The sequence below is a fragment of the Eubacterium sp. An3 genome (assembly GCF_002159465.1).
Classification (GTDB): domain Bacteria; phylum Bacillota; class Clostridia; order Lachnospirales; family Lachnospiraceae; genus Anaerobutyricum; species Anaerobutyricum stercoris.
Window position 1 is genome coordinate 1 of the sequence record NZ_NFIR01000041.1, and the last position, 20,466, is coordinate 20,466.

The window sequence follows — 20,466 nt, forward strand, 5'->3', positions numbered from 1 at the left end:
GGAAGCCGCTGCTACACAAAAACCGGCGATTTGACAAGCTGTAAAGAAGCAGATTTGACACTTTTGCCGCTATACAACCAGCCCTGTTCCGTGGTACAATGAAACCACGGAATAGTGGGGCTGGCTGTCGGAAATGGAGGATTTTATGTTAAGACAAGCCACCCAAAACCTCATTACCGCCCTTTATCCGAGATTGTCCCATGAGGACGAACTGCAAGGCGAGAGTAATTCCATATCGAACCAAAAACGGATACTCGAAACCTTTGCAAAACAAAATGGCTTTACCAACCTGCGCTGGTACACCGACGACGGTTATTCCGGCGCGAACTTTCAAAGACCCGGTTTTCAAGCCATGCTTGCAGACATTGAAGCCGGGAAAGTGGGTACGGTCATTGTCAAGGACATGAGCCGGTTAGGGCGAAACTACTTGCAGGTGGGATTTTACACGGAAATGCTGTTCCCTCAAAAGGGTGTGCGTTTTATCGCTGTCAACGACAATGTGGACAGCGCAAACGGCGGCATGGACAACGATTTTACCCCTCTGCGAAATCTGTTCAACGAATGGCTGGTGAGAGATACGAGCAAGAAAATCAAGGCAGTAAAACGAGCAAAAGGCATGAGCGGCAAGCCCGTTACCAGCAAGCCGGTATATGGCTACCTCATGGACGAGGACGAGAACTATATCGTTGACGAGGAAACCGCGCCGGTAGTCCGGCAGATATACCAGCTTTGCCTTGCCGGGAACGGTCCGACCAAGATTGCCCGTATGCTGTCGGAGCAGCAAATCCCCACGCCGGGGACGCTGGAATACCGCAGGACGGGCAGCACCCGCCGCTACCACCCCGGCTATGAGTGCAAATGGGCGACAAACACCGTTGTCCACCTGTTGGAAAACCGGGAGTACACCGGCTGTCTGGTAAACTTCAAGACGGAGAAGCCCTCTTACAAGACCAAGCACAGTGTAGAGAACCCCATCGAGAAGCAGGCCATTTTCCCGAACCACCATGAGCCGATTATCGACACGGAAACATGGGAGCGCGTGCAGGAGTTACGCAAGCAGCGCAAACGCCCGAACCGCTATGATGAAGTGGGGCTGTTCTCCGGTATGCTGTTCTGTGCCGACTGCGGCCATGTGATGTACCAGCAGCGGTATCAGAACAAAACCCGCAAGCAGGACTGTTACATCTGCGGCAGTTACAAGAAGCGCACCCGCGACTGTACGGCGCACTTTATCCGCACCGACCTGTTGACCGCCGGTGTCCTCTCCAATCTCCGGCAGGTGACGGAATACGCCGCCAAGCATGAAAGCCGCTTTGTGAAGCTGCTTATCCAGCAGAACGAGATCGGCGGCAAGAGAAAGACCGCCGCAGCCACGAAGCAGCTTGAACAGGCGCAGGAGCGCATTGCCGAAGTGAGCCGCATTATCAAGCGGCTGTATGAGGACAATGTGAACGGCAAAATCAGCGACGAGCGTTTCATGGAACTGTCGGCAGACTATGAGCAGGAACAGCGGGAACTGAAAGACCGCGCCGCCGCTTTGCAGGAGGAACTGGACAAATCGCAGGCCGCCACCGTCAACGCGGAAAAGTTTATGGGTATCGTCCGAAAGTACCTTGCCTTTGAGGAACTTACCCCCACCCTCTTGCGAGAGATGATTGAGAAAATCGTCGTGCATGAGTGCAGCTATGACGAGAACGGCACCCGCAGACAGGACATTGAGATTTATTACAGCTTTGTCGGCAAGATTGACTTGCCGGAATAACCGCCCGACCTATCCGACACAATGCGCAAGTGCCGGATAGGAACGGCAAAATTTTTTACACTTCTATTACTTCTTTATCGCACATCAGTAAAGTCGCAGGGAATCAAGCAGCTCATGGCGGGCGGCGGTGTCGTCCTCATTGGTATGCAGCTTATCCCCCTGCTGTCCGGCCTGTTCTAAACCTTCCCCTGTATCCTGTTTCCAGTAAAAGGAGCTGATTTATGGATTTTATCATCGACGCAATAGTGGAATGGCTCAAAGGATTGCTTGTCGATGGTATCATGGGAAACCTGGACGGCCTTTTCAATAACGTGAACGAACAGGTTGGAGAGATCGCTGTGCAGGTAGGCACGACCCCGGCGGACTGGAACGCCGGGGTCTTTTCCATGATACGGCAGCTATCCGAAACCGTTGTCCTGCCGATTGCCGGGATTATCCTTACCTTTGTCGCTACCTATGAGCTCATTCAGATGCTCATTGACCGGAACAACCTCCACGATGTAGATACCTGGATGTTCTTCAAGTGGACATTCAAGACCTTCGTGGCTGTGATGATACTGGCGAATACCTTCAATATCGCGCTGGCCGTCTTTGATGTGAGCCAGCATGTGATCCAGCAGTCGGCGGGCATTATCCAGAACGGGACAGAGATCACGCCGGACGTGATGGACAGCCTGCGGACGGAGCTTGAGGCAATGGACGTGGGGCCGCTTCTTGGCCTGTGGCTCCAATCCTTCCTTGTGCAGCTTACCATGATTGCCTTAAATATTGTGATCTTTGTCATTGTCTATGGCCGTATGATTGAAATTTACTTACTCACAAGCCTTGCGCCCATCCCTTTCGCCACGGTGTCCAACCGGGAGACCGGCCATGTGGGGCAGAACTACTTCCGCTCCCTCTTTGCGGTGGGCTTTCAGGGTTTTCTCATCATGGTCTGCATTGCGATTTACGCCGTATTGATACAGAGCATAGCGGTGGACGGCGACCCGATGGGGGCCATCTGGGGCTGCGTGGGCTACACGGTGCTTCTGTGCTTCACCCTGTTTAAGACCGGGAGCCTGTCAAAATCAATCTTCGGCGCCCATTAGTGACCTCGGGCCATATTGGCCCGAAGCGGAAAGGAGGCGGCCATGCCCCGGCGCTATAAGCTGGGAGCGGACGGACAGCCCCGCCGGGCTTTCTATGGAAAGCTCCCGGAGGAATTTACCCGAGAGGACACCATACGCTTCATGGTGGAAACCGATTTACAGCTTTCCGGGAACGTGTCGGCGGACACGCTGGCCCTGCTCCATGCGGAAGGCTATTGCTATCAGGACGGGAACCTTGTTCCCGCCGGAAAGGAGGACCTTATGGAAAAAGGAACGGGCGGCACGCCTGCCGCCGCACCCGCGCCGCTGAAACTGGACGTAAGCGTGCGGGTCATTGAACCTGTAAAAAACCTCATGGGCTTTGCCAGTGTGAAATTCAATGACTGCTTTGTGGTGGAAAATTTGAAGATCGTGCAGGGCAGCAAGGGCCTGTTCGTGGGGATGCCCAGCCAGCCGGACGGCAAAGGCGGCTACCGGGATATGGCCTATCCTGTCACAAAGGAGTTCCGGGCGCAGCTCAATTCCGCTGTGCTGGACGCCTATGAGGCAAAGCTGGAACAGATGGCGGAGCGCGGAAACACCGGGCGGGCCTCCATCTCCGAACAGCTCAAAGCCGGAAAGGAGGCCGCCGGGCAGACGAAAGCGGAAAAACCGGCAAAGGCCAAAGCCAGCCGTGGACAGGAACGGTAACTTCGGGCCAGCATGGCCCGAAGCGGAAAGGAGGCGGAATCCATGCCACGAAAACGGACCGGCTATGACGCGGCCTGCTACTATGACGGAAAGCTGCTGGGCCGCTGTACCAGAGCGGACAGTGAAGCCTACTGTACCCTGATGAAAGCCTGCGGCGGGGACGCCGCCCGGGTGCTCCGGGAGTACGCCTACTTTTCCCCGGAGCTTCGCGCCATTCTGGAAAAGGCTGCCCTGATACAGTCTGACCGGGACCGGACGGGCGGAATGTTCCATGCGCCCCAGACCTCCCCGTGGGGGCCGGTGCAGACCTGTGACACCCTCTGCCCGGGAGTGTTCTTAGTCACCACCGCAAGCCACGGCGGGACGATGGTTGCCAGTGAGGCGGCGGCTATCCTCTCCCCGGCGGCCAAAAAGTGCGGCTTCAAGGATAAAGGCTACCTCTGCTTTGAGGAGGACGCCCAGGAAAGCGTGGTGCTTCGGGAGCTGCTGGACAAAAAGCTCTGGAAGATGCCGGACCGGGTAAAGGACAAGGCCGCCTTTGAGGAAAACATCAACCGCTCCATCCGGCAGTACAACCCGGACTACTGGCGGGCAAGGCAGAGCGGCATAGAGGCCGCAAAGGAGGCCCGCCGCCCACGGCCTGACCGGGAGGCCGCAAGATAACCTCGGGCCATGCTGGCCCGAAGTGCAAAGGAGGTGTGAACCGTGGCCTATGTGCCAGTACCCAAAGACCTATCCAAAATCAAGACAAAGCTGGCCTTCAACTTGACGAAGCGCCAGCTCATTTGTTTTTCAGCAGCCGCCAGCGTGGGGCTCCCTACTTATCTGCTTACCCGGGGAGCCCTCGGCAACAGCGCCGCCATGCTTTTGATGATCGGGCTCATGCTCCCGTTCTTTTTCTTTGCCATGTACGAAAAGGACGGCCTGCCTCTGGAAAAGGTCCTGAAAAACATCATCCGCACCTGTTTCCTCTATCCCCGGGTGCGGCCCTACAAGACGGAAAACTTTTATGCGCTGTTAAGCGAGAAGGAGGCGAAGCCGATTGCAGAAACGGACAAACGCCGGAAAGCCCGCAGCAAGAAAGCCTGACAGGCGGGGCCTTTTCGGCTTGTTTGCAAAGAAAAAAGACATTCCCACCACCGCCCAGCAGACCCTCCCTTACCGGGAAATGTACCGGGACGGGGTGTGCCGGGTGTCGGAGGACTACTACACGAAAACCATCGAGTATGAGGACATCAACTACCAGCTCGCACAGGCCGAAGATCAGGCGGCCATCTTTGACGGGTGGAGCGCCTGCCTCAATTACTTTGACAGCACCCTTCCTTTCCAGCTCTCCTTCCTCAATCACCGGAGCCGCCCGGAAAGCAGGTACAGCGTCAATATCCCCATGCAGGACGACGAGTACAACGGCGTCCGGCAGGAGTATGTGGAAATGCTGGACAACCAGATCGCCAGAAGCAACAACGGCATTGTCCGCACAAAGCTCGTGACCTTCGGCATGAAGGCGGACAGCCTTTCTTCCGCCCGGGCAAGGCTGGAACGGGTGGAGGCGGATATTTGCGGCAACTTCAAAAAGCTGGGCGTTAAGTCCCGCTCCCTGACCGGGCTGGAACGGCTGGAGCTTTTACACGGGCAGCTCCACCCGGGAGGCACAGACCCTTTCCGCTTCGCATGGGACATGATACCGAAAACCGGGCTCTCTACGAAGGACTTTATCGCCCCGGACAGCTTCGACTTCCGGTTCAGCCGCCTGTTCCGGGTGGGGACGACCTGGGGCGCGGCCTCCTACTTGCAGATACTGGCCTCGGAGCTCTCCGACAAGCTGCTGGCGGAGCTTCTGGAAATGGACGCGGAAATGACCATCACCCTCCATATCCAGACCGTCGATCAGGCCGCCGCCGTGAAATCCATCAAGGCCAAAGTCTCCGATATTGACAAGATGAAGGTGGAGGAACAAAAGAAGGCAGCCCGGGCCGGATACGACATGGACATACTCCCGCCCGACCTTGTGACGTACAGCAACGACGCAAAGACCCTTCTGGAAGATTTACAGAGCCGGAATGAGCGGATGTTCCTTTTGACCTTCCTTGTGGTAAACATGGCACCGACCCGCCGGGAGCTGGACAACGACCTGTTCACCGTGTCGGGTATCGTGCAGAAGTATAACTGCTCCCTGAAACGGCTGGACTTCCAGCAGGAGGCCGCTTTCCTGTCAAGCCTTCCCCTCGGCCATAACGAAATCGAGATACAGCGGGGCATGACAACAAGCTCCACGGCGATTTTCGTTCCCTTTATGACGCAGGAGCTCCGCATGGACGGCGAAGCGGTCTACTACGGCCTAAACGCCCTGTCCCACAACGTGATTATGGCGAACCGGAAAAAGCTCAAAAACCCCAACGGCCTGTTCCTCGGGGTGCCCGGCTCCGGCAAATCCTTCGCGGCAAAGCGGGAGCTGGTCAATGTATTCCTTGCCACCCGTGACCGGATTATCGTGGTGGACCCGATGGGTGAATACTCGCCCCTTATCAAGCGGCTGGGCGGGCAGGTCATTGAGATCGCCCCGGACAGCCCCCACCACATCAACCCGATGGATATTGATTTGAGCTTTGACGAGGAAAACCCGATGGCCTTAAAAGCTGACTTTATCCTGTCGCTGATGGAACTGATCGTCGGCGGCAAGGACGGCTTGCAGCCGGTGGAGCGGACGGTCATTGACCGCTGTGTGCGGCAGATGTACCGGGAGCACTTGCAGAACCCGGAGACGGCAGAAATGCCGACCCTCCAGACCCTTTATGACCTGCTGTGCGCCCAGCCCGAGGGCGAGGCGGTGCGGCTGGCGACCTCCCTTGAAATCTATGTGTCCGGCTCCCTCAACGTGTTCAACCACAAGACCAACGTGGATTTGAACCGCCGTCTGGTATGCCTGGACTTAAAGAAGCTGGGGGCGGGCCTTCGCACCATCGCCATGCTCATTATGCAGGACCTTGTCAATTCGCAGGTGTCCTTGAACTTCCTGCGGGGGATTGCCACATGGTGCTACTTTGACGAGTTCCATGTGCTTCTCCGGGACCCGCTGACCGCAAGCTACTGTGTATCCATCTGGAAAATGCTCCGTAAGAAAGGCTGCGTACCCAGCGCCTTAACGCAGAATGTGAAGGACTTCCTTGCCAGCCCGGAGATTGAGAACATCTTTGAAAACTCGGATTTCCTTGTTCTGCTCTCCCAGGCACAGGGGGACCGGCAGATTTTGGCGAAGCAGCTTGGGATCAGCCCCCACCAGCTTTCCTATGTGACCCACACCAACTCCGGCGAAGGGCTTCTGTTCTTCGGGAACACCACCATTCCGTTTGTAGACCACTTCCCGCAGAATACAGAGCTCTACGCCATTATGACCACACGCCCCGAGGACAAGAAACGGGAGCCGGGAAAGGGGGCGTAAACCATCAGCAAGAAACCGAAAAAGAAACCGCCGGAGAAAACTTCGGGCCAGACTGACCCGAAGATACGGGAAGGCCCGGAAACCTCCGGCCCCTCCCGGCGGCTCCGCTTTGAGGACGAGGACGCCCCGGAGGGAAACGGGACCACTTCGGGCCAACATGGCCCGAAGCCAAAGGGCGGGAAATTCCGGCAGGACGACGACCAGCCCCGGCCTTCTGACCGTATGCGGCAGGAGGACGCACCGGGCGGCGGGGAGCCTTCTGGCCGGGAGCCGGAGGACCGGACAGACCGCAGGCAGAAGGGAAAAAACTCGGACACCGAAAACGAAAAGTTCCGGAAAGCGCAGGAAAAGGCAGACCGGGCCGGGGAAAAGCTGCATACCGCCCGGGACAAGCTGGACAAAGCGCAGGCAAAACAGGCGGCAAAGAAGCCTCCCGGGCTTGCAAAGAAAGCCGTCCGGGGAGCCCGGGCCGAGGCGTGGTTTTACGTCCACAACAAAATCCATCAGGTGGAACAGGAAAATGTGGGCGTGGAGGGAGCCCATAAATCGGAGTTAGTGGCCGAGGGCGCGGCCCGCAGGCTGACCCGCTACGCAAAGCGGCGCTACCGGGAGCACCCGGCCCGCCGGGTGGCAAAGTGGGAACGCAAAGAAATGAGTGCCCGGGCTGATCTGGATTTTCAGAAGATGGCCGCCGAGCACCCGGAGCTTGCCAGCAGCCCCCTTTCCCGGATACAGCAGAAATGGAAACTGAAACGGAAGTATGCCAAAGAAGCCAAAGCGGCGGCAAAGCAGAGCGCAAAGGCCGCAAAGAAGGCGGCGGCCTCCACGGGCAGCGCGGCGAAGCGGGCCGGACAATTCGCGTCCCGTCACCCGGCAGGCGTCCTCCTTCTCCTGCTGTTGTTTCTGGTGTTCGCCGTGGTGGCTTCGGCAACCTCGCTGTTTACCACGGTTGGCGGCGGCCTCAGCAACGCCGTGTCCGGCACCTCCTACGCCTCCGAGGACGACGACCTGTTAGGGGCGGACGAGGACTATTCCGCTATGGAACGGGAGCTTTCCCAGACCGTGGCGAATATTGAACGGGACCACCCGGGCTATGACGAGTACCGCTACTCTGTGGACGAGATCGGCCACAATCCCTATGAGCTGGCCTCCTACCTGTCGGCAAAGTACCACGTTTACACCCGGGAACAGGTGCAGACGGAGCTGCGGGAGATTTTTGAGGCCCAGTACGAGTTGACCTTGACCGAGGAAGTGGAGATCCGCTACCGCACCGAGACCAGCACCGACCCGGAGACCGGGGAAACCACCAGCGAGGAAGTCCCCTACGAGTATTACATCCTGAACGTGACACTCAAAAACCGCACCCTTCCGGCTGTCATTCTCCCGAGGATGGATGAACAGCAGAAAGAAATTTATACCATCATTCAGGAGCTCAAAGGCAACAAGCCCTACCTGTGGGAAGGGATTTACACGGAAGGCGGCAGCCCGGGCCCCACTTACGAGATACCCGGCGAGGCCCTGTCCGACCCGTCTTTTGCGGCGCTGATGGCCGAGGCCACGAAGTATATCGGTTATCCCTATGTGTGGGGAGGCTCCAGCCCGTCCACTTCCTTTGACTGCTCCGGCTTCGTCTGCTGGGTCTATACCGCAAGCGGCGTCCACAACCTGCCCCGTACCACGGCGCAGGGCATTTACAACCAGTGCGCCATCATCCCGTCCTCCGAGGCAAAGCCGGGGGACATTATCTTTTTCACGGGAACCTATGACAGCGGGGTGCCTGTCTCCCACGTCGGCATTTATGTGGGCGACAATAAAATGCTGCACTGCGGCGACCCTATCCAGTACGCCGACATTACAAGCTCCTACTGGACGCAGCACTTTTACGCTTTCGGAAGGTTATCCTGAATTTTCAAGAAGGGAGTCCATACATGAACAAGATCGACAAGATTGAAAAAGAGCTGGAAAAGGCCCGGGAGAAGGCCGCCGAGTGGCAGGCCAAAATCCGGGACCTGGAGAAGCAGAAACAGGAGGAAGAAAACAGCCAGATCGTGCAGGCGGTACGCTCTTTGAAGCTGACGCCCGCCGAGCTGATGGCCTTCCTCAACGACCCTAAAAACGCTTTTTCCGCTTCGGGCCAGAGTGGCCCGAAGTCCGAAGATACCGGGAAGGAGGAAAACGCCCATGAAGAAAACTAAATCCATGAGGCTGGCGGTTCTGGCTGCCGGCCTTTTGTGCTGCTCCATTTTCACGGTTCCAGCCTACGCCCAGAGCAGCGAGCCGCAGGAGGAAACACCCCCGGCGCAGACCGAAGCCCAGCCGGAAACACAGAACCCGTTCAGCACTGACGGCACCGGGACTGTGGTAGACAACGCCACCGACGAGGAAGGCAAGGAGTTTTACACCATCACCACGCCGGACGAGAACATCTTTTATCTGGTGATCGACAAGCAGAAAACCACGGACAACGTGTATTTCCTCAATACCGTGACCGAGGCCGACCTGCTCCCGCTGGCAGAAAAAAGCGAAGATGAAACGGCGGAGCCTGCTCCCGAGCCGGAACCGGAGCCCGAACCCACGGAGGCCCCGGAGGAAACCGCAGAGCCCGAACCGGAACCCGAGGCAGAAGCCCCGGACAGCAATCTCCTTGCCATCCTCCTTGTGGGGGCTGTGGTGCTGATCGGCGGCGGAGCCGGGTATTATTTCAAGATTTACAAACCGAAACATCAGGCCCCGGATTTGGAGGACGACTACTGCGAGTATGAGGAAGAAGCCCCGGAGGAAGTGGCGGAGGATTACGAGGAAACCGCTGACGGGGACACCCCGCCCTGGGACGAGGACGGAAAGGAGGACGAGCATTGAATTTCACAAACAGCCCTTTTGAACGGATGATGAAGGAGGTGCCCTGGCCGGGGCGCGGCAGCGACGACCCCTGTGCCGGGTGCCGCTACCATAAGGAGTGCAAAGGGAAAAAGAACCAGTGCCGCAAGAAGTTCCGGGCGCTGGTGGTAAAGCCCCGCACTTCGGGCCAGCGTGGCCCGAAGTCGTGAATGGCCGCCCGGGAGCTGACCCGTGACGAGAAGAAGAAAATCCGCCGTCTGGTCACGGGAATGTGCGCCAACTATGACGGGGAAAGCGGCCTGTGCCTTCCTCTGGACTGCCCCTGCTATATGCTCCACAAGTGCTGGACAGGGGCGTACTGCCGGTATTTCAGAAATGCCGTCCTGCCCTTAGACCCGGCGCTGGAAATCGCCCTGACCGATGAAGGCATGGCCCCGGAGCTGCGCGCCTGTGCGGTCTGCGGCAGAGCCTTCCTCCCCGAAGGACGGCAAGCCTACTGCTCCGAAGCCTGCAAGGCCGAAGGGAACCGCCGGAAAAGCCGGGAACGCATGAGGAAAATGCGGGAGAAAAGGCCGGGCGGCCGTTACGATTTGCCTGCCGGGAAGGCTTGATATTCCGGGCTTTTTAGAGGGCGCAGCCGGGGCGGGAATAGTAGAATACTCCCGGCCCCGGTCAGCTCCTTTATTTCGTAACATCAAGGCGCTTCGGGCCATATTGGCCCGAGGCCGGAAAGGAGGTTTGAGGCATTGGAGAACATACAAGGCTATGAGATTGAGAAATCCGTCCTGTTTGAGAACAGCCGGGGCTTCGCCCTGGGGCATAACCCGGCGGCTCCCCAGCCCTATGTAACGTGGCAGTTCACAGAGAACGAGGGCGGCGTCCGGGACTATTACTGGGGCCACTACCATACGGACAAGGAATGGGCGGAGCGGGACTTTTCCCGCCGTACTCAAGATTATCAAGCCCTGTTCAAAGTGGAGGAAAAGGAGCCGGGACAGGAGCCGGGCGGATACTACCGCTATTATTCCACCCATCGCCCCTTTGACATAGGGGCTACCCCGGACACAAAGGACAATCCGCTGGTGGAAGTCGTCAACTATGAGGACGACAGGCGGCGGCCCGTTGCCGGGGGAAAGATACACGCATGGGGCGAAGCCATTTATAAAAAGCCCCTGACCGGAAAACAGGTCAGGGACTATGAGCTGACGCCTGCCCCGGACAACCCGGACAGGAAACGGTCTATCACCGCCCGGCTCAAAGAGGGCGCGGCAAAGGGACAGGAGCCGCCGAAGGAGCCCGGGCAGAAACGGAACCATAAGGCCCATGAGGACAGATAGGAGGACTGCCATGCACGAAAAAGACAATTACCTGAAAACCGCCGAGCTCTCCACGGAGCAGAACCAGAACATGATCGACGGGGTGCCGAACAACACGCCCCTTCCCCCGGAGCCGCCGGAGCTGGACAAGAAACCGTTAGATAAGGTCAAGGAGCCGAAGGAGCGCCGGAAGGGCCGGGAACTGGAACGGTAATGCCGGGCCGCAAGCGGAACGTCCATCTTCATGTGATGGTCACGGAGGACGAGCTGGCCGCCATCCATGCGCGGATGGCCGAGGCCGGTATCTCCAACACCGGGGCCTATGTGCGGAAGATGGCGCTCAACGGCTACATTCTCCATGTAGACCTTGCCCCGGTCAAGGAGCTGGTGTCCTTGCAGCGCCGCTGTTCCAACAATCTCAATCAGGTGGCGGTTCACGCCAACACCTACGGGGTGTACCCGGAGGAAATAGACGGCCTGCGGCGGGACTATGAAAAGCTGTGGGGGCAGGTGTCGGAGGTCCTGCGGGAACTCTCCGCGCTGGTGGCAAAGTAAGACGAGGGCGGCAGGTTCCGATGGGCTTGCCGCCCTGCTCTTTTTTTACCACTTCGGGCCAGCATGGCCCGAAGCCCGGGGACAGGTTTCACTAATCATTCGCAACATTTATGTCCCCGGGCAGACATGGTAAAATATAGGTAGAAAGATAAGAAGGAGGTTTCCACTATGAAGATGATATTGAAAGTAATCGCCGCTCCCTTTGCCCTTGTCCTCGCTTTGCTGACTGCCCTGTGCTGGTTCCTCTTTGACCTCTGCGCTTTCTTCCTGACGATTGCCTCGGTCATTGTTGCGGTCCTCGGGATCGGCCTCTTTTTCACCCCGACACCGCTGGGCGGGTTTGTGTTCCTGTTCCTCGCTTTCCTGCTTTCTCCGTATGGCTTGCAGGCGGCAGCCGGTTCGCTGATCGGAGTGCTGGACGGCGGGAAATCCGCTCTGTGCCGGTTCCTTGTAAGCTGATAGGACCTCGGGTCATGTTGGCCCGAAGTACACGCGGCGGCTCGTAAGGGCCGCCGTTTTCTTTGGAAGGGAGGGAAACGATCTGGCGACAACCACGCTCCTGCCTCGCCATGCAGGCGAAGGCGAAACCATAGCGGCGGCCATCCGTGACTGCCTGGACTATGGGAAGAACCCGGAGAAAACCGAAGGTAAATATCTCTCTGCCTATGAGTGCGACCCGGCCACGGTGGCAGAGGAATTTCTTCTTGCGAAAGCCAGCTATAAAGCCGCAACGGGGCGGGAACAGAAAAAGGAAACAGACGTGCTCTGTTACCAGATACGCATGGCCTTCTATCCTGGGGAGATCACACCAAAAGAGGCGAACCGTATCGGCTACGAATTGGCTATGCGCTGGACGAAGGGCCGCCACGCTTTTCTTGTAACGACCCACACGGACAAGAAGCATATCCACTGTCACATCTATTACAATTCCACCTCCCTTGACTGCTCCAGGAAGTTCCGAAACTTCTGGGGCTCCAGCTTTGCCCTCCGGCGGCTCTCTGACAGGCTGTGTCTGGAAAACGGCCTCTCCATTGTGGAGAACCCGAAGCCCCGGAGCCAGAGTAAATATAAGCACTATGGGGAGTGGCAGAAGGAACGAAAGCGGCCTCTGAACTTTCAAGAACGGCTCTGTCTTGCCATAGACACCGCGCTTGCGAAGCGTCCCGCCAGTCTGGAAGAATTTCTCGACTTGATGAAGCAGGCCGGATATGAAGTAAAGAAAGTCCGGGGCGGCGGTCTTAGCTTTCGCCTGCCCGGCGGAGGGCAGGACCGCTTTACCCGACTGCGTGCTTCTACGCTGGGGGAAGGCTACGACCTGAAGGACATACTGACGGCTATTGAGGGCGGAACCGAACGGCGTAGGCCGGAGAGAAAAATCAGCCTCGCCGTAGATATACAGGCGAAGCTGGCCGAGGGAAAAGGCCCGGGCTATGAGCGGTGGGCGAAGGTGTTCAATCTCAAACAGATGGCCGCCGCCCTTGCCTACTTACAGGACAACGGCCTGACAGAATACAGCCAGTTGGAGCAAAAGGCGGAAGAAGCCTCTGACCGCTTCCATGCCCTTTCCGACCAGATTAAGCAGACGGAAACGGCGCTGAAAGCCAACATGGAATTGAAGGCGGCCACGGTACAGTATGCGAAAACCCGTCCTGTCTTTGATAAGTACAAAGCGTCAAAGTACAGCCGGAAATTCCTTGCGGAACATGAGGCGGATATAGAGCTCTATCGGGCGGCGCAGGCCGATATGAGGCGTCTGCTCGGAGGGGCAAAGCTCCCGAAGATGGAGGCGCAGAAAGAGGAAGGGCGAAAGCTGGCCGCAAAGAAAAAGCGGCTCTATGGGGAATACCAGAAGGCCCGCCGGGATATGCAGGAGGTCTTGACGATCAAGGCGAACATTGACTGTCTGCTGGGCTACTCGGAACCTGCAAAGAAGAAAGAAATGGAGTGTTGAGGGTATGAGAAATAAGGAGCGAAGCGACGCGATCACTTCGGGCCAACATGGCCCGAAGCTCCCGGGTTTGGGGCGGGCCCCAACAAGCGGCGTTTGTGGTCTGTGGCCACAAACGCATTGCTTGCCATTTAGCGACACCCCCGAAAATGGCGCAAAAAAACAGAGGCTCTTACTTGCGAACCTCCGTTTCTCTGGCTTTCTTGAGCCCTTCGGCTGTGGCCTCCATGACAACAAGCTCTTTTTCGTTCATGGAGTCTAAAAGTACATCAATGTGTTTCCGGCAACTATCCCCGCCACGGTTGCCCTCCGTATAGAAAAACTGGTCTACGGATATATCGAACAGCGTGACGAGCTTAAAAAACAGGTTGAAGCTGGGGTGCTGGCCTTTGTTCTTGATGTTCATAATGGTTTTGTCGGTCTTGCCGACCAACTCCGCAACATAGGCTTGCGTCCAGCCCCTTGCCTCTCTGGCCTGTTTCAGTGCCAGACCGAGCCCATGAAAGTCAAACCTTCTTTCATCTTGGTTCATTCTCATATCACCCTATATCATTGTACATTTCTGGTCGAATTATGAGAATGAAATACAGTTTGATATAATGGGCTTATTTATTTCATATCCTTGTTTTTATTAGACTTCCCGTCTATAATATTGTTTGATACCTTGCGCAGAGGACAGTATGAATATGAAATATGTGCCATGCCCCGAAATAGCACAGGAATGGGGAATTTCAGAAAACAGATACGGATAATTGTGTGAAGAAAAACATATATCTAACGTTTCAAGAACCGGTCGTATGTGGCTAATACCAAAAAGAGCAGAAAAACCATTGATATGAGAACAATCAAAGGAAGGGGACTACAATATGAATAAAATTTTGATTATAGATGATGATAAAGAATTATGTGAGTTATTACAACGAAGTGTATTGGTAGAAAATATAAACGCTGATGTTTGCCATTCGGGAAAAGATGGAATATTTCTTCTCTCAACCAAACAATACCAGTTAATTGTATTAGATATAATGATGCCCGGATTGGATGGCTTTGAGACAATGGAGCGTATCAGAGAAAAAAGCAATATCCCAATTCTGATGTTAACGGCGAAAAGCGATAGTCTTAGTAAGGTTCGGGGACTGCGGGCTGGTGCAGACGATTATCTGACAAAGCCGTTTGATGTTGATGAATTTGTGGCGCGTGTTATATCTCTGATTCGTCGTTCTACCCAGTTCAGTGTGATTGATGATACTTTTGGACAACTGGTTTACAAGGGATTGGAGATCAATCTGGACGAGCATAGTGTTACTACGGAGAAAGGTACCTTTGAATTGCCACATAAAGAATTTGAACTTCTTTTATACCTTGCGCGCAATCAGGGGAAAATTCTAACAAAGAAACAGATTTATGAGGCTGTATGGAATGAAGAATATTGTTTTGACGATGCAAACATCATGGTTATGATTAGCAAACTCCGAAAAAAAATAGAACCGGATTCTGACAAACCTTCCATTATTCAAACGGTAAAAGGTATGGGGTATCGTTTTAGTAAGGAGGTGTAAGACTTGCTGTATTCAAATGCTTTTGTATATGCCTTGGGAGGATGTGTATTTTTCTTCCTCGTATCAGTGATACTATGGGCAAAACTGATTCATACAAAGAAAAAATTTTCAGATATGGAAGCGGCTTTGGGGGAAATTGAAGGCGGTAATGCAAACCTTAAAATACTTGCAAGCCAAAGTGACCTGACAGCACCATTAGCCTATAAAATCAATGCGATTGTAAATAATTATGAAAATCGCATTATTTCCATGAACAGACTGGATGAAGCCAACAAGCAGCTAATGTCAAGCCTATCTCACGATGTAAGAACACCGCTTACCATTTTGATTGGATATCTGGACGCTGTTCATAAAGAAATTGTGGTTGGAACTGATAAAGAAGCCTATATAGAAACAGCCCGGAAAAAAGCCCATGATTTGAAAGATTATATTGACATACTGTTTGATTGGTTCAAACTAAATTCGGGAGATTTTGATATAGTAATGACACCTACTGAAGCTACTGAATTTACCCGTACCATATTGAAAGACTGGATACCTGTCTTTGAAGAATGCGGCTTGGATTTTAATATAGATTTTCCATCTTCTGCCTGTAAAATCATGATTGATGAAAACGCTTATACTCGTATTATTAACAATCTGATACAAAATGTCATATCTCATAGTCATGCCAGTTTCATAGAAATTATCATGCACAAAGCGGAACATCATATCGAAATTTCTATCTGTGATAATGGTATTGGAATCAGCAAAGAAGATTTACAGCATGTTTTTGAGCGATTGTATAAATGTGATAAAGGAAGGTCCAGTAAAGGGAGCGGTTTGGGACTTTCCATTACAAAGCAGTTAGTTGAAAAAATGGGAGGAGCAATATCGGTCAACAGCGTTCCTAATAAACAAACAATATTCATGATAGATTTCCCCTTGAGTGCTTGAAGTTTCCCCTGCCAAACGCAGGGGACTTTTTGTAAGAGGATAAATTTTAGCTGCCGGTTAGGTTTAGGTTAGGTTTAAGTTAGGTTGGCATGGTAAAGTATAATCAGTGGCAAAAAGGAGGCTATGTATAATGAATAATTATGTTATTGAAACACGAAATCTTACTAAACAGTATGAAACACAAAAAAGTGTTGCGGACTTGAATATTCATGTAAAAAGGGGACGTATCTATGGTTTATTGGGGAGAAATGGAGCCGGTAAAACTACAACCATGAAAATGCTGTTGGGGCTGACAGAACCAACTTCCGGAACTGTGCATATTTTTGGCAGGAATATCCAGACGGATGAAAGAACAATACTTCCCCGTATTGGTAGCTTGATTGAATCGCCGGGTTTTTATCCCAATTTAACTGGCACTGAAAATCTTCGGATTTTTGCAGAGCTTAGAGGCGTGCCGGGAAGGGATTCCATTCGCCGTTCTCTTGAATTGGTAGGGCTGCCTTATCGGGATAAGAAGCTGTTTTCCCAATATTCTTTAGGAATGAAACAGCGTCTTGCGATTGCTCTTGCAATCATGCATGACCCGGAACTTTTAATTCTGGACGAACCAATTAACGGACTTGACCCCATCGGTATCGCTGAGGTCAGAAAATTTATCCGCAGCCTTTGTACGGAACGCGGAAAAACCATTCTGATTTCAAGTCATATCTTGTCCGAAATTGCACTGCTGGCTGATGATATTGGAATTATCGATCATGGTGTTTTGCTGGAAGAAGAAAGTTTGGAAGAATTAGAACAGAGAAATGGAAGATATATTCATTTTAGAATATCAGACGCTGCGCAGGCGGGGCGCATTCTGGAAACAGAGTTCCATACACAAAATTTCAGCATAAAAGACGACCATAACCTTATGCTGTACGATCTCAATCTGGACGCGGCTTTTATAATTCATGCTTTTGATTCCAATAAAGTTGCAGTCAGCGAAGCTCACCTTTGTGAAGAAACATTAGAAGATTATTTCAAAAAGGTTACCGGAGGTGAAGGAATTGCTTAAATTGATTAAGTGTGAATTTTGGAAATTAAAGCGCAAAAAGTTAATTTATGCGTTTCTGTCATTGGCATTGTTTTTTCCTGTTATTTTGGTATATATGACAAAAGCCGGTTCGACGGCAGATACGACAGAACATTATCTGCAAACCCGATTTGATTACGCCTACACCATGATGTTGGGATATGGCCTGGTATTTTTGCTGCCATGTTTAATCGGCATTATTGCTGCTGTTCTGTTTTTTATGGAACGTGACTGTGATACTTTCAAAAATATACGAACGATCCCCGTTACGAATACGCAACTCATTTTGGCTAAGATTTCACTGCTATTCATCTTTGGTATTTCTTTTTGCATAATCAGCACACTTGCAGTTGCTGTTTTTGCAAAAGTCTTTCAAATGGGAATGGTTTACGGGATGGGTTACAAGCTGATTATGAGTATTGTATTTGGTATTCTCATCGTTGCAGCATCTCTTCCGATTGTTCTGCTGATTATTTATTTTAACCGTACATTCCTGTTGTCCATCCTGCTGTCATTCTTTTACTCGATTTTAAATTGGGGAATACTGGGCACTGTTGGAACAACAATCAGCGAAACTAAAATTATGTTTTTGAACTCTTTTCCAGTAATCTGTGTGATGAACTGGACCAGCGGCTCCATGATGGAGCATTTACAGAAAGATAATCTTCTGCCGGAGGCATATGCGATTATTCCCAGTACACTCCATACGCTACTCCTCATGCTGATTACGGTTGCTCTTTCTTTGTGGCTGATTATTCGATTTTATAAAAAATGGACGAGGTGAACAGGATGGGAAAAATAGTAAAGATGGAGTTTATTAAACTGAAACGATACTCGGTTGTGAAAGCCGGTATAATTATGACTTCCCTCTCAGCACTTCTGTCTCTCTTTTATTCAACGGCTGATGATGGAAAAACATGGACATTTGAATATTTTATGCGTCAGGTTTTGATTAACAACTGCACGTTGTTTTTTCCGATTATCATAACCTTGATTGCCGGTTATATTATCACGAGAGAATATACCAACGATACGATAAAAAACATTTTGACGATTCCTTTATCTTATCGCAGACTGCTTGCAGGAAAATTGATGATCCTTTTGCTTCTTACGATTTTTTTTAGCTTTTTTAGCAATCTGATTGGTTTGACGGTTAGTGCGGCAGCCGGATTTCCAGGAATTAGCGTGGGTTCGGTGTGCAGCTCACTTTTACAGATAACAGGAGCAAATGTTCTCGTTTATATTGCTGTTTTACCTATAATATTGATTATGAGCTGCTCTCCCAATAATTTTCTCGGGGGCGTTGCGATTGCATTTGTTTACGGCTATTTTGGTACTTTTGAAGGTACGTTGCTTAATTGGTATCCAATTAAGGCAAGTATGATTTTGATGGACCCTGAGTGTGGTGTTGAAAATGGAATGAGTTATCATCCTTTGCCTGCAATCTTTATATTATTGGCCATTATCGGATGTTCCATATTATTGCTGGCAAAAAAAGGGCGAAAGCCGCAGATACTTGTAGCCACGAAGAAAAAAAGAAAGACGGCCAGAAAACGAGGCTGGTGAGCAAATGAAGAAAAAGATCTATTTCATATTAGCGCTGACGTGCGTATTAAATTTATGTGGTTGTTCAAAGGTCTTTGAAGCTTTAGCTGATGGAAAAGACGCTGTTCTTGAAAACCTGATAAATGGGAAAAATGCTCTTTTAGATTCTGCCGCGAACCTTGCTGATGACGAGGTAAAGGACACAATATTAAATGCTATAAATTCAGTCAATGAGGCAGGCGGAAAGACTGCACTTACAAATGAAATCTTTTTGCAGGGTAAACGTACAGCAGGAGAAGATAGCTATACTGGCACATATCAGGCAGATTATACTCGCTTTTCAGGAACAGAAATTTTATTTGGAGGAACTACTGTAGAGCGTGAAAAAGGATCTACCGTTGAGGTGGAATGTACTTTAACGATTGAAGAAGGCGAAGCTATTATTTTCTTACAATCAGGAAATAATGACCCGACTGTAATTCTCCAGGCGAATGATACCTTTACCGGCAAATTTGAGGTCGGTAACGGAAGTAGCTATTTCGGAATATGGGGAGAAGAATTTACAGGTAGTGCAGAACTTAATATTGAGTGAAATATTCTGCCGGACGACGGCAAAGAAAAAAAGCCGTCGTTCAGCAGACAATCATCACGCCTAAAATGGAACGGCGGTTTTGAGTACATCAAGACCGCCGTTCTTTATGCCCTCGACAAAGGAGTGACGCCTACACACTGACACGGCGGCTTACGGAGGGAGCCGCCATGAAGCACACTGACCGCCGACAAATTCAGACGATGTTTGCACTACCGTCAAAAAAAGCCCAGCCACTGAACAGGCCCCGTCTGGCAGCCAGTGCGAAAATTGTCACAATGTAACTGAATACCGTATTTTTTGCGCTCGAATAGCTTTCTGCTGTCCGGGCGCTTTTTCATACCTGTGGGGACGGAACATCGGGTCAACATGGCCCGAGCCCTGCCCCCGGTGCCGTTCCCCGCCGCCCCGTTCAGATTTTCCCGCAAAAAATCTGAACGGAGGAAAGGCAGATGGAAGTCACCATCAATTACGACGGACAAGCTGTGGCCGTGGAGGTCACGCTGGAAGTCTATGAATTTCTTGACCGGGCCGACCACAAGACCGAGAACCTGTTCCATGAGCAGCGGCGGCACTGGGATGGCCGGGAGTTTGACGAGTACATAGTTGCCACCGAGGGCGTGGGTATCTACGGCGAAACGCCGGAGGACTACCTTTGCCGCATGGAAACGCTGGGGGAGCTGATGGCCGTCCTGGACACCTGCACCGAGGCCCAGCGCCGCCGGTTCCTGCTCTATGCCCTGGACGGGCTGAGTTTTTCGGAAATCGCTGCCCTGTGCGGCTGCTCCAAGAGTTCGGTGCAAGGCTCCATTGAAGCGGTCAGAAAAATTTTTCAAAAAATTTTGAGAAACCACCCATACGAATGACCCCTTTTCGGGCTACCAAGTGAAAGGGATTGTTTCCCTTATCCCAGCGGGAGGCGGACAGCGGACAAGCTGCCCGCCTCTCCCATTTTCAGGAGGTAAGCCTATGAAAACAATCAATCTGCGGTGGATTTATCCCCACTACCGGCACGACGAGTTTGTAGAGGTCAGCGACGAGGTCTGGGAGGCCATGCGGCAGGCCCAGCGCGAGATGAACAACTATGAGCGCCGGAAGGTCTACCACCGCGCCTGGTACTCCCTGGACG

At 52.6% G+C, this 20,466-nt stretch carries 24 protein-coding genes and 2 pseudogenes; 25 read left to right on the forward strand and 1 reads right to left on the reverse strand.

Annotated elements, in window-relative coordinates:
- Positions 1–145: 145 nt before the first annotated feature.
- The 17 genes and pseudogenes from B5F87_RS18470 (at position 146) to B5F87_RS18555 (ending at position 13,639) form a co-directional block, all read left to right on the forward strand.
- Positions 146–1,762 carry a recombinase family protein gene (locus B5F87_RS18470; RefSeq protein WP_087283672.1) on the forward strand — a complete coding sequence of 539 codons (1,617 nt, stop codon included), beginning with the start codon at positions 146–148 and terminating at the stop codon, positions 1,760–1,762.
- 90 nt (positions 1,763–1,852) lie between these two features.
- Positions 1,853–1,942: pseudogene (locus B5F87_RS21760) on the forward strand (Maff2 family protein); the annotation flags it as partial.
- Between the two features lie 41 nt (positions 1,943–1,983).
- Positions 1,984–2,850, forward strand: coding sequence for a CD0415/CD1112 family protein (locus B5F87_RS18480; RefSeq protein WP_087283679.1), 867 nt, complete (start codon positions 1,984–1,986; stop codon positions 2,848–2,850).
- 42 nt (positions 2,851–2,892) lie between these two features.
- On the forward strand, positions 2,893–3,540 hold the full coding sequence (locus B5F87_RS18485; protein WP_158097100.1) for a septation protein SpoVG family protein: 648 nt from the start codon (positions 2,893–2,895) through the stop codon (positions 3,538–3,540).
- A gap of 42 nt (positions 3,541–3,582) precedes the next feature.
- Positions 3,583–4,203 (forward strand): hypothetical protein, encoded by a 621-nt coding sequence (locus B5F87_RS18490; protein ID WP_204246098.1) that lies wholly within the window; start codon positions 3,583–3,585, stop codon positions 4,201–4,203.
- 42 nt (positions 4,204–4,245) lie between these two features.
- Positions 4,246–4,629: a PrgI family protein gene (locus B5F87_RS18495; RefSeq protein WP_087283686.1), complete on the forward strand. Its 384-nt coding sequence runs from the start codon at positions 4,246–4,248 to the stop codon at positions 4,627–4,629.
- 79 nt (positions 4,630–4,708) lie between these two features.
- A complete protein-coding gene (locus B5F87_RS18505) occupies positions 4,709–6,979 on the forward strand; it encodes a DUF87 domain-containing protein (RefSeq protein WP_143405287.1) in 2,271 nt (756 codons plus the stop codon).
- A 222-nt stretch (positions 6,980–7,201) separates the two neighbouring features.
- A complete protein-coding gene (locus B5F87_RS18510) occupies positions 7,202–8,884 on the forward strand; it encodes a C40 family peptidase (RefSeq protein ID WP_087283691.1) in 1,683 nt (560 codons plus the stop codon).
- A gap of 23 nt (positions 8,885–8,907) precedes the next feature.
- A complete protein-coding gene (locus tag B5F87_RS18515; protein ID WP_087283694.1) occupies positions 8,908–9,174 on the forward strand; it encodes a DUF4315 family protein in 267 nt (88 codons plus the stop codon).
- Positions 9,161–9,838: a DUF4366 domain-containing protein gene (locus B5F87_RS18520; RefSeq protein ID WP_087283697.1), complete on the forward strand. Its 678-nt coding sequence runs from the start codon at positions 9,161–9,163 to the stop codon at positions 9,836–9,838. Before B5F87_RS18515 ends, B5F87_RS18520 begins: the two co-directional genes overlap by 14 nt.
- Positions 9,835–10,026 (forward strand): hypothetical protein, encoded by a 192-nt coding sequence (locus B5F87_RS18525; RefSeq protein WP_087283700.1) that lies wholly within the window; start codon positions 9,835–9,837, stop codon positions 10,024–10,026. Before B5F87_RS18520 ends, B5F87_RS18525 begins: the two co-directional genes overlap by 4 nt.
- Positions 10,027–10,428, forward strand: a complete 402-nt coding sequence (locus B5F87_RS18530; protein WP_087283703.1) for a cysteine-rich VLP protein — start codon at positions 10,027–10,029, stop codon at positions 10,426–10,428.
- Positions 10,429–10,563: 135 nt separating this feature from the next.
- Positions 10,564–11,154: a hypothetical protein gene (locus B5F87_RS18535; protein ID WP_087283707.1), complete on the forward strand. Its 591-nt coding sequence runs from the start codon at positions 10,564–10,566 to the stop codon at positions 11,152–11,154.
- A 10-nt stretch (positions 11,155–11,164) separates the two neighbouring features.
- Positions 11,165–11,347, forward strand: a complete 183-nt coding sequence (locus B5F87_RS18540) for a DUF4316 domain-containing protein (protein ID WP_087283711.1) — start codon at positions 11,165–11,167, stop codon at positions 11,345–11,347.
- On the forward strand, positions 11,347–11,688 hold the full coding sequence (locus B5F87_RS18545; protein WP_087283714.1) for a plasmid mobilization relaxosome protein MobC: 342 nt from the start codon (positions 11,347–11,349) through the stop codon (positions 11,686–11,688). The genes B5F87_RS18540 and B5F87_RS18545 overlap by 1 nt, the downstream gene beginning before the upstream one ends.
- Before the next feature lie 168 nt (positions 11,689–11,856).
- Positions 11,857–12,147: a CD1845 family protein gene (locus B5F87_RS18550; protein WP_087283716.1), complete on the forward strand. Its 291-nt coding sequence runs from the start codon at positions 11,857–11,859 to the stop codon at positions 12,145–12,147.
- 82 nt (positions 12,148–12,229) lie between these two features.
- A complete protein-coding gene (locus B5F87_RS18555) occupies positions 12,230–13,639 on the forward strand; it encodes a relaxase/mobilization nuclease domain-containing protein (protein WP_087283718.1) in 1,410 nt (469 codons plus the stop codon).
- A gap of 169 nt (positions 13,640–13,808) precedes the next feature.
- Here B5F87_RS18555 and B5F87_RS18560 read toward each other — a convergent pair whose 3' ends face one another.
- Positions 13,809–14,174: a helix-turn-helix transcriptional regulator gene (locus B5F87_RS18560; protein WP_204246099.1), complete on the reverse strand. Its 366-nt coding sequence runs from the start codon at positions 14,172–14,174 to the stop codon at positions 13,809–13,811.
- A gap of 328 nt (positions 14,175–14,502) precedes the next feature.
- Here B5F87_RS18560 and B5F87_RS18570 point away from each other — a divergent pair, with 328 nt between their 5' ends.
- The 8 genes and pseudogenes from B5F87_RS18570 to B5F87_RS18610 form a co-directional block, all read left to right on the forward strand.
- Positions 14,503–15,195 (forward strand): response regulator transcription factor, encoded by a 693-nt coding sequence (locus B5F87_RS18570; RefSeq protein ID WP_015574360.1) that lies wholly within the window; start codon positions 14,503–14,505, stop codon positions 15,193–15,195.
- A gap of 3 nt (positions 15,196–15,198) precedes the next feature.
- Positions 15,199–16,131: a HAMP domain-containing sensor histidine kinase gene (locus B5F87_RS18575; protein ID WP_242964579.1), complete on the forward strand. Its 933-nt coding sequence runs from the start codon at positions 15,199–15,201 to the stop codon at positions 16,129–16,131.
- A 130-nt stretch (positions 16,132–16,261) separates the two neighbouring features.
- Positions 16,262–17,185, forward strand: coding sequence for an ABC transporter ATP-binding protein (locus tag B5F87_RS18580; RefSeq protein ID WP_162609373.1), 924 nt, complete (start codon positions 16,262–16,264; stop codon positions 17,183–17,185).
- On the forward strand, positions 17,178–17,987 hold the full coding sequence (locus tag B5F87_RS18585) for an ABC transporter permease (RefSeq protein WP_087234559.1): 810 nt from the start codon (positions 17,178–17,180) through the stop codon (positions 17,985–17,987). The genes B5F87_RS18580 and B5F87_RS18585 overlap by 8 nt, the downstream gene beginning before the upstream one ends.
- A gap of 5 nt (positions 17,988–17,992) precedes the next feature.
- On the forward strand, positions 17,993–18,769 hold the full coding sequence (locus B5F87_RS18590) for an ABC transporter permease (RefSeq protein WP_087234558.1): 777 nt from the start codon (positions 17,993–17,995) through the stop codon (positions 18,767–18,769).
- Positions 18,770–18,773: 4 nt separating this feature from the next.
- Positions 18,774–19,340: a hypothetical protein gene (locus B5F87_RS18595; RefSeq protein WP_087234557.1), complete on the forward strand. Its 567-nt coding sequence runs from the start codon at positions 18,774–18,776 to the stop codon at positions 19,338–19,340.
- Between the two features lie 449 nt (positions 19,341–19,789).
- Entirely contained in the window at positions 19,790–20,203 is a 414-nt protein-coding gene (locus B5F87_RS18605; RefSeq protein WP_087234556.1) for a sigma factor-like helix-turn-helix DNA-binding protein, read from the forward strand.
- A 103-nt stretch (positions 20,204–20,306) separates the two neighbouring features.
- A pseudogene (locus B5F87_RS18610) lies at positions 20,307–20,466 on the forward strand (RNA polymerase subunit sigma-24); the annotation flags it as partial.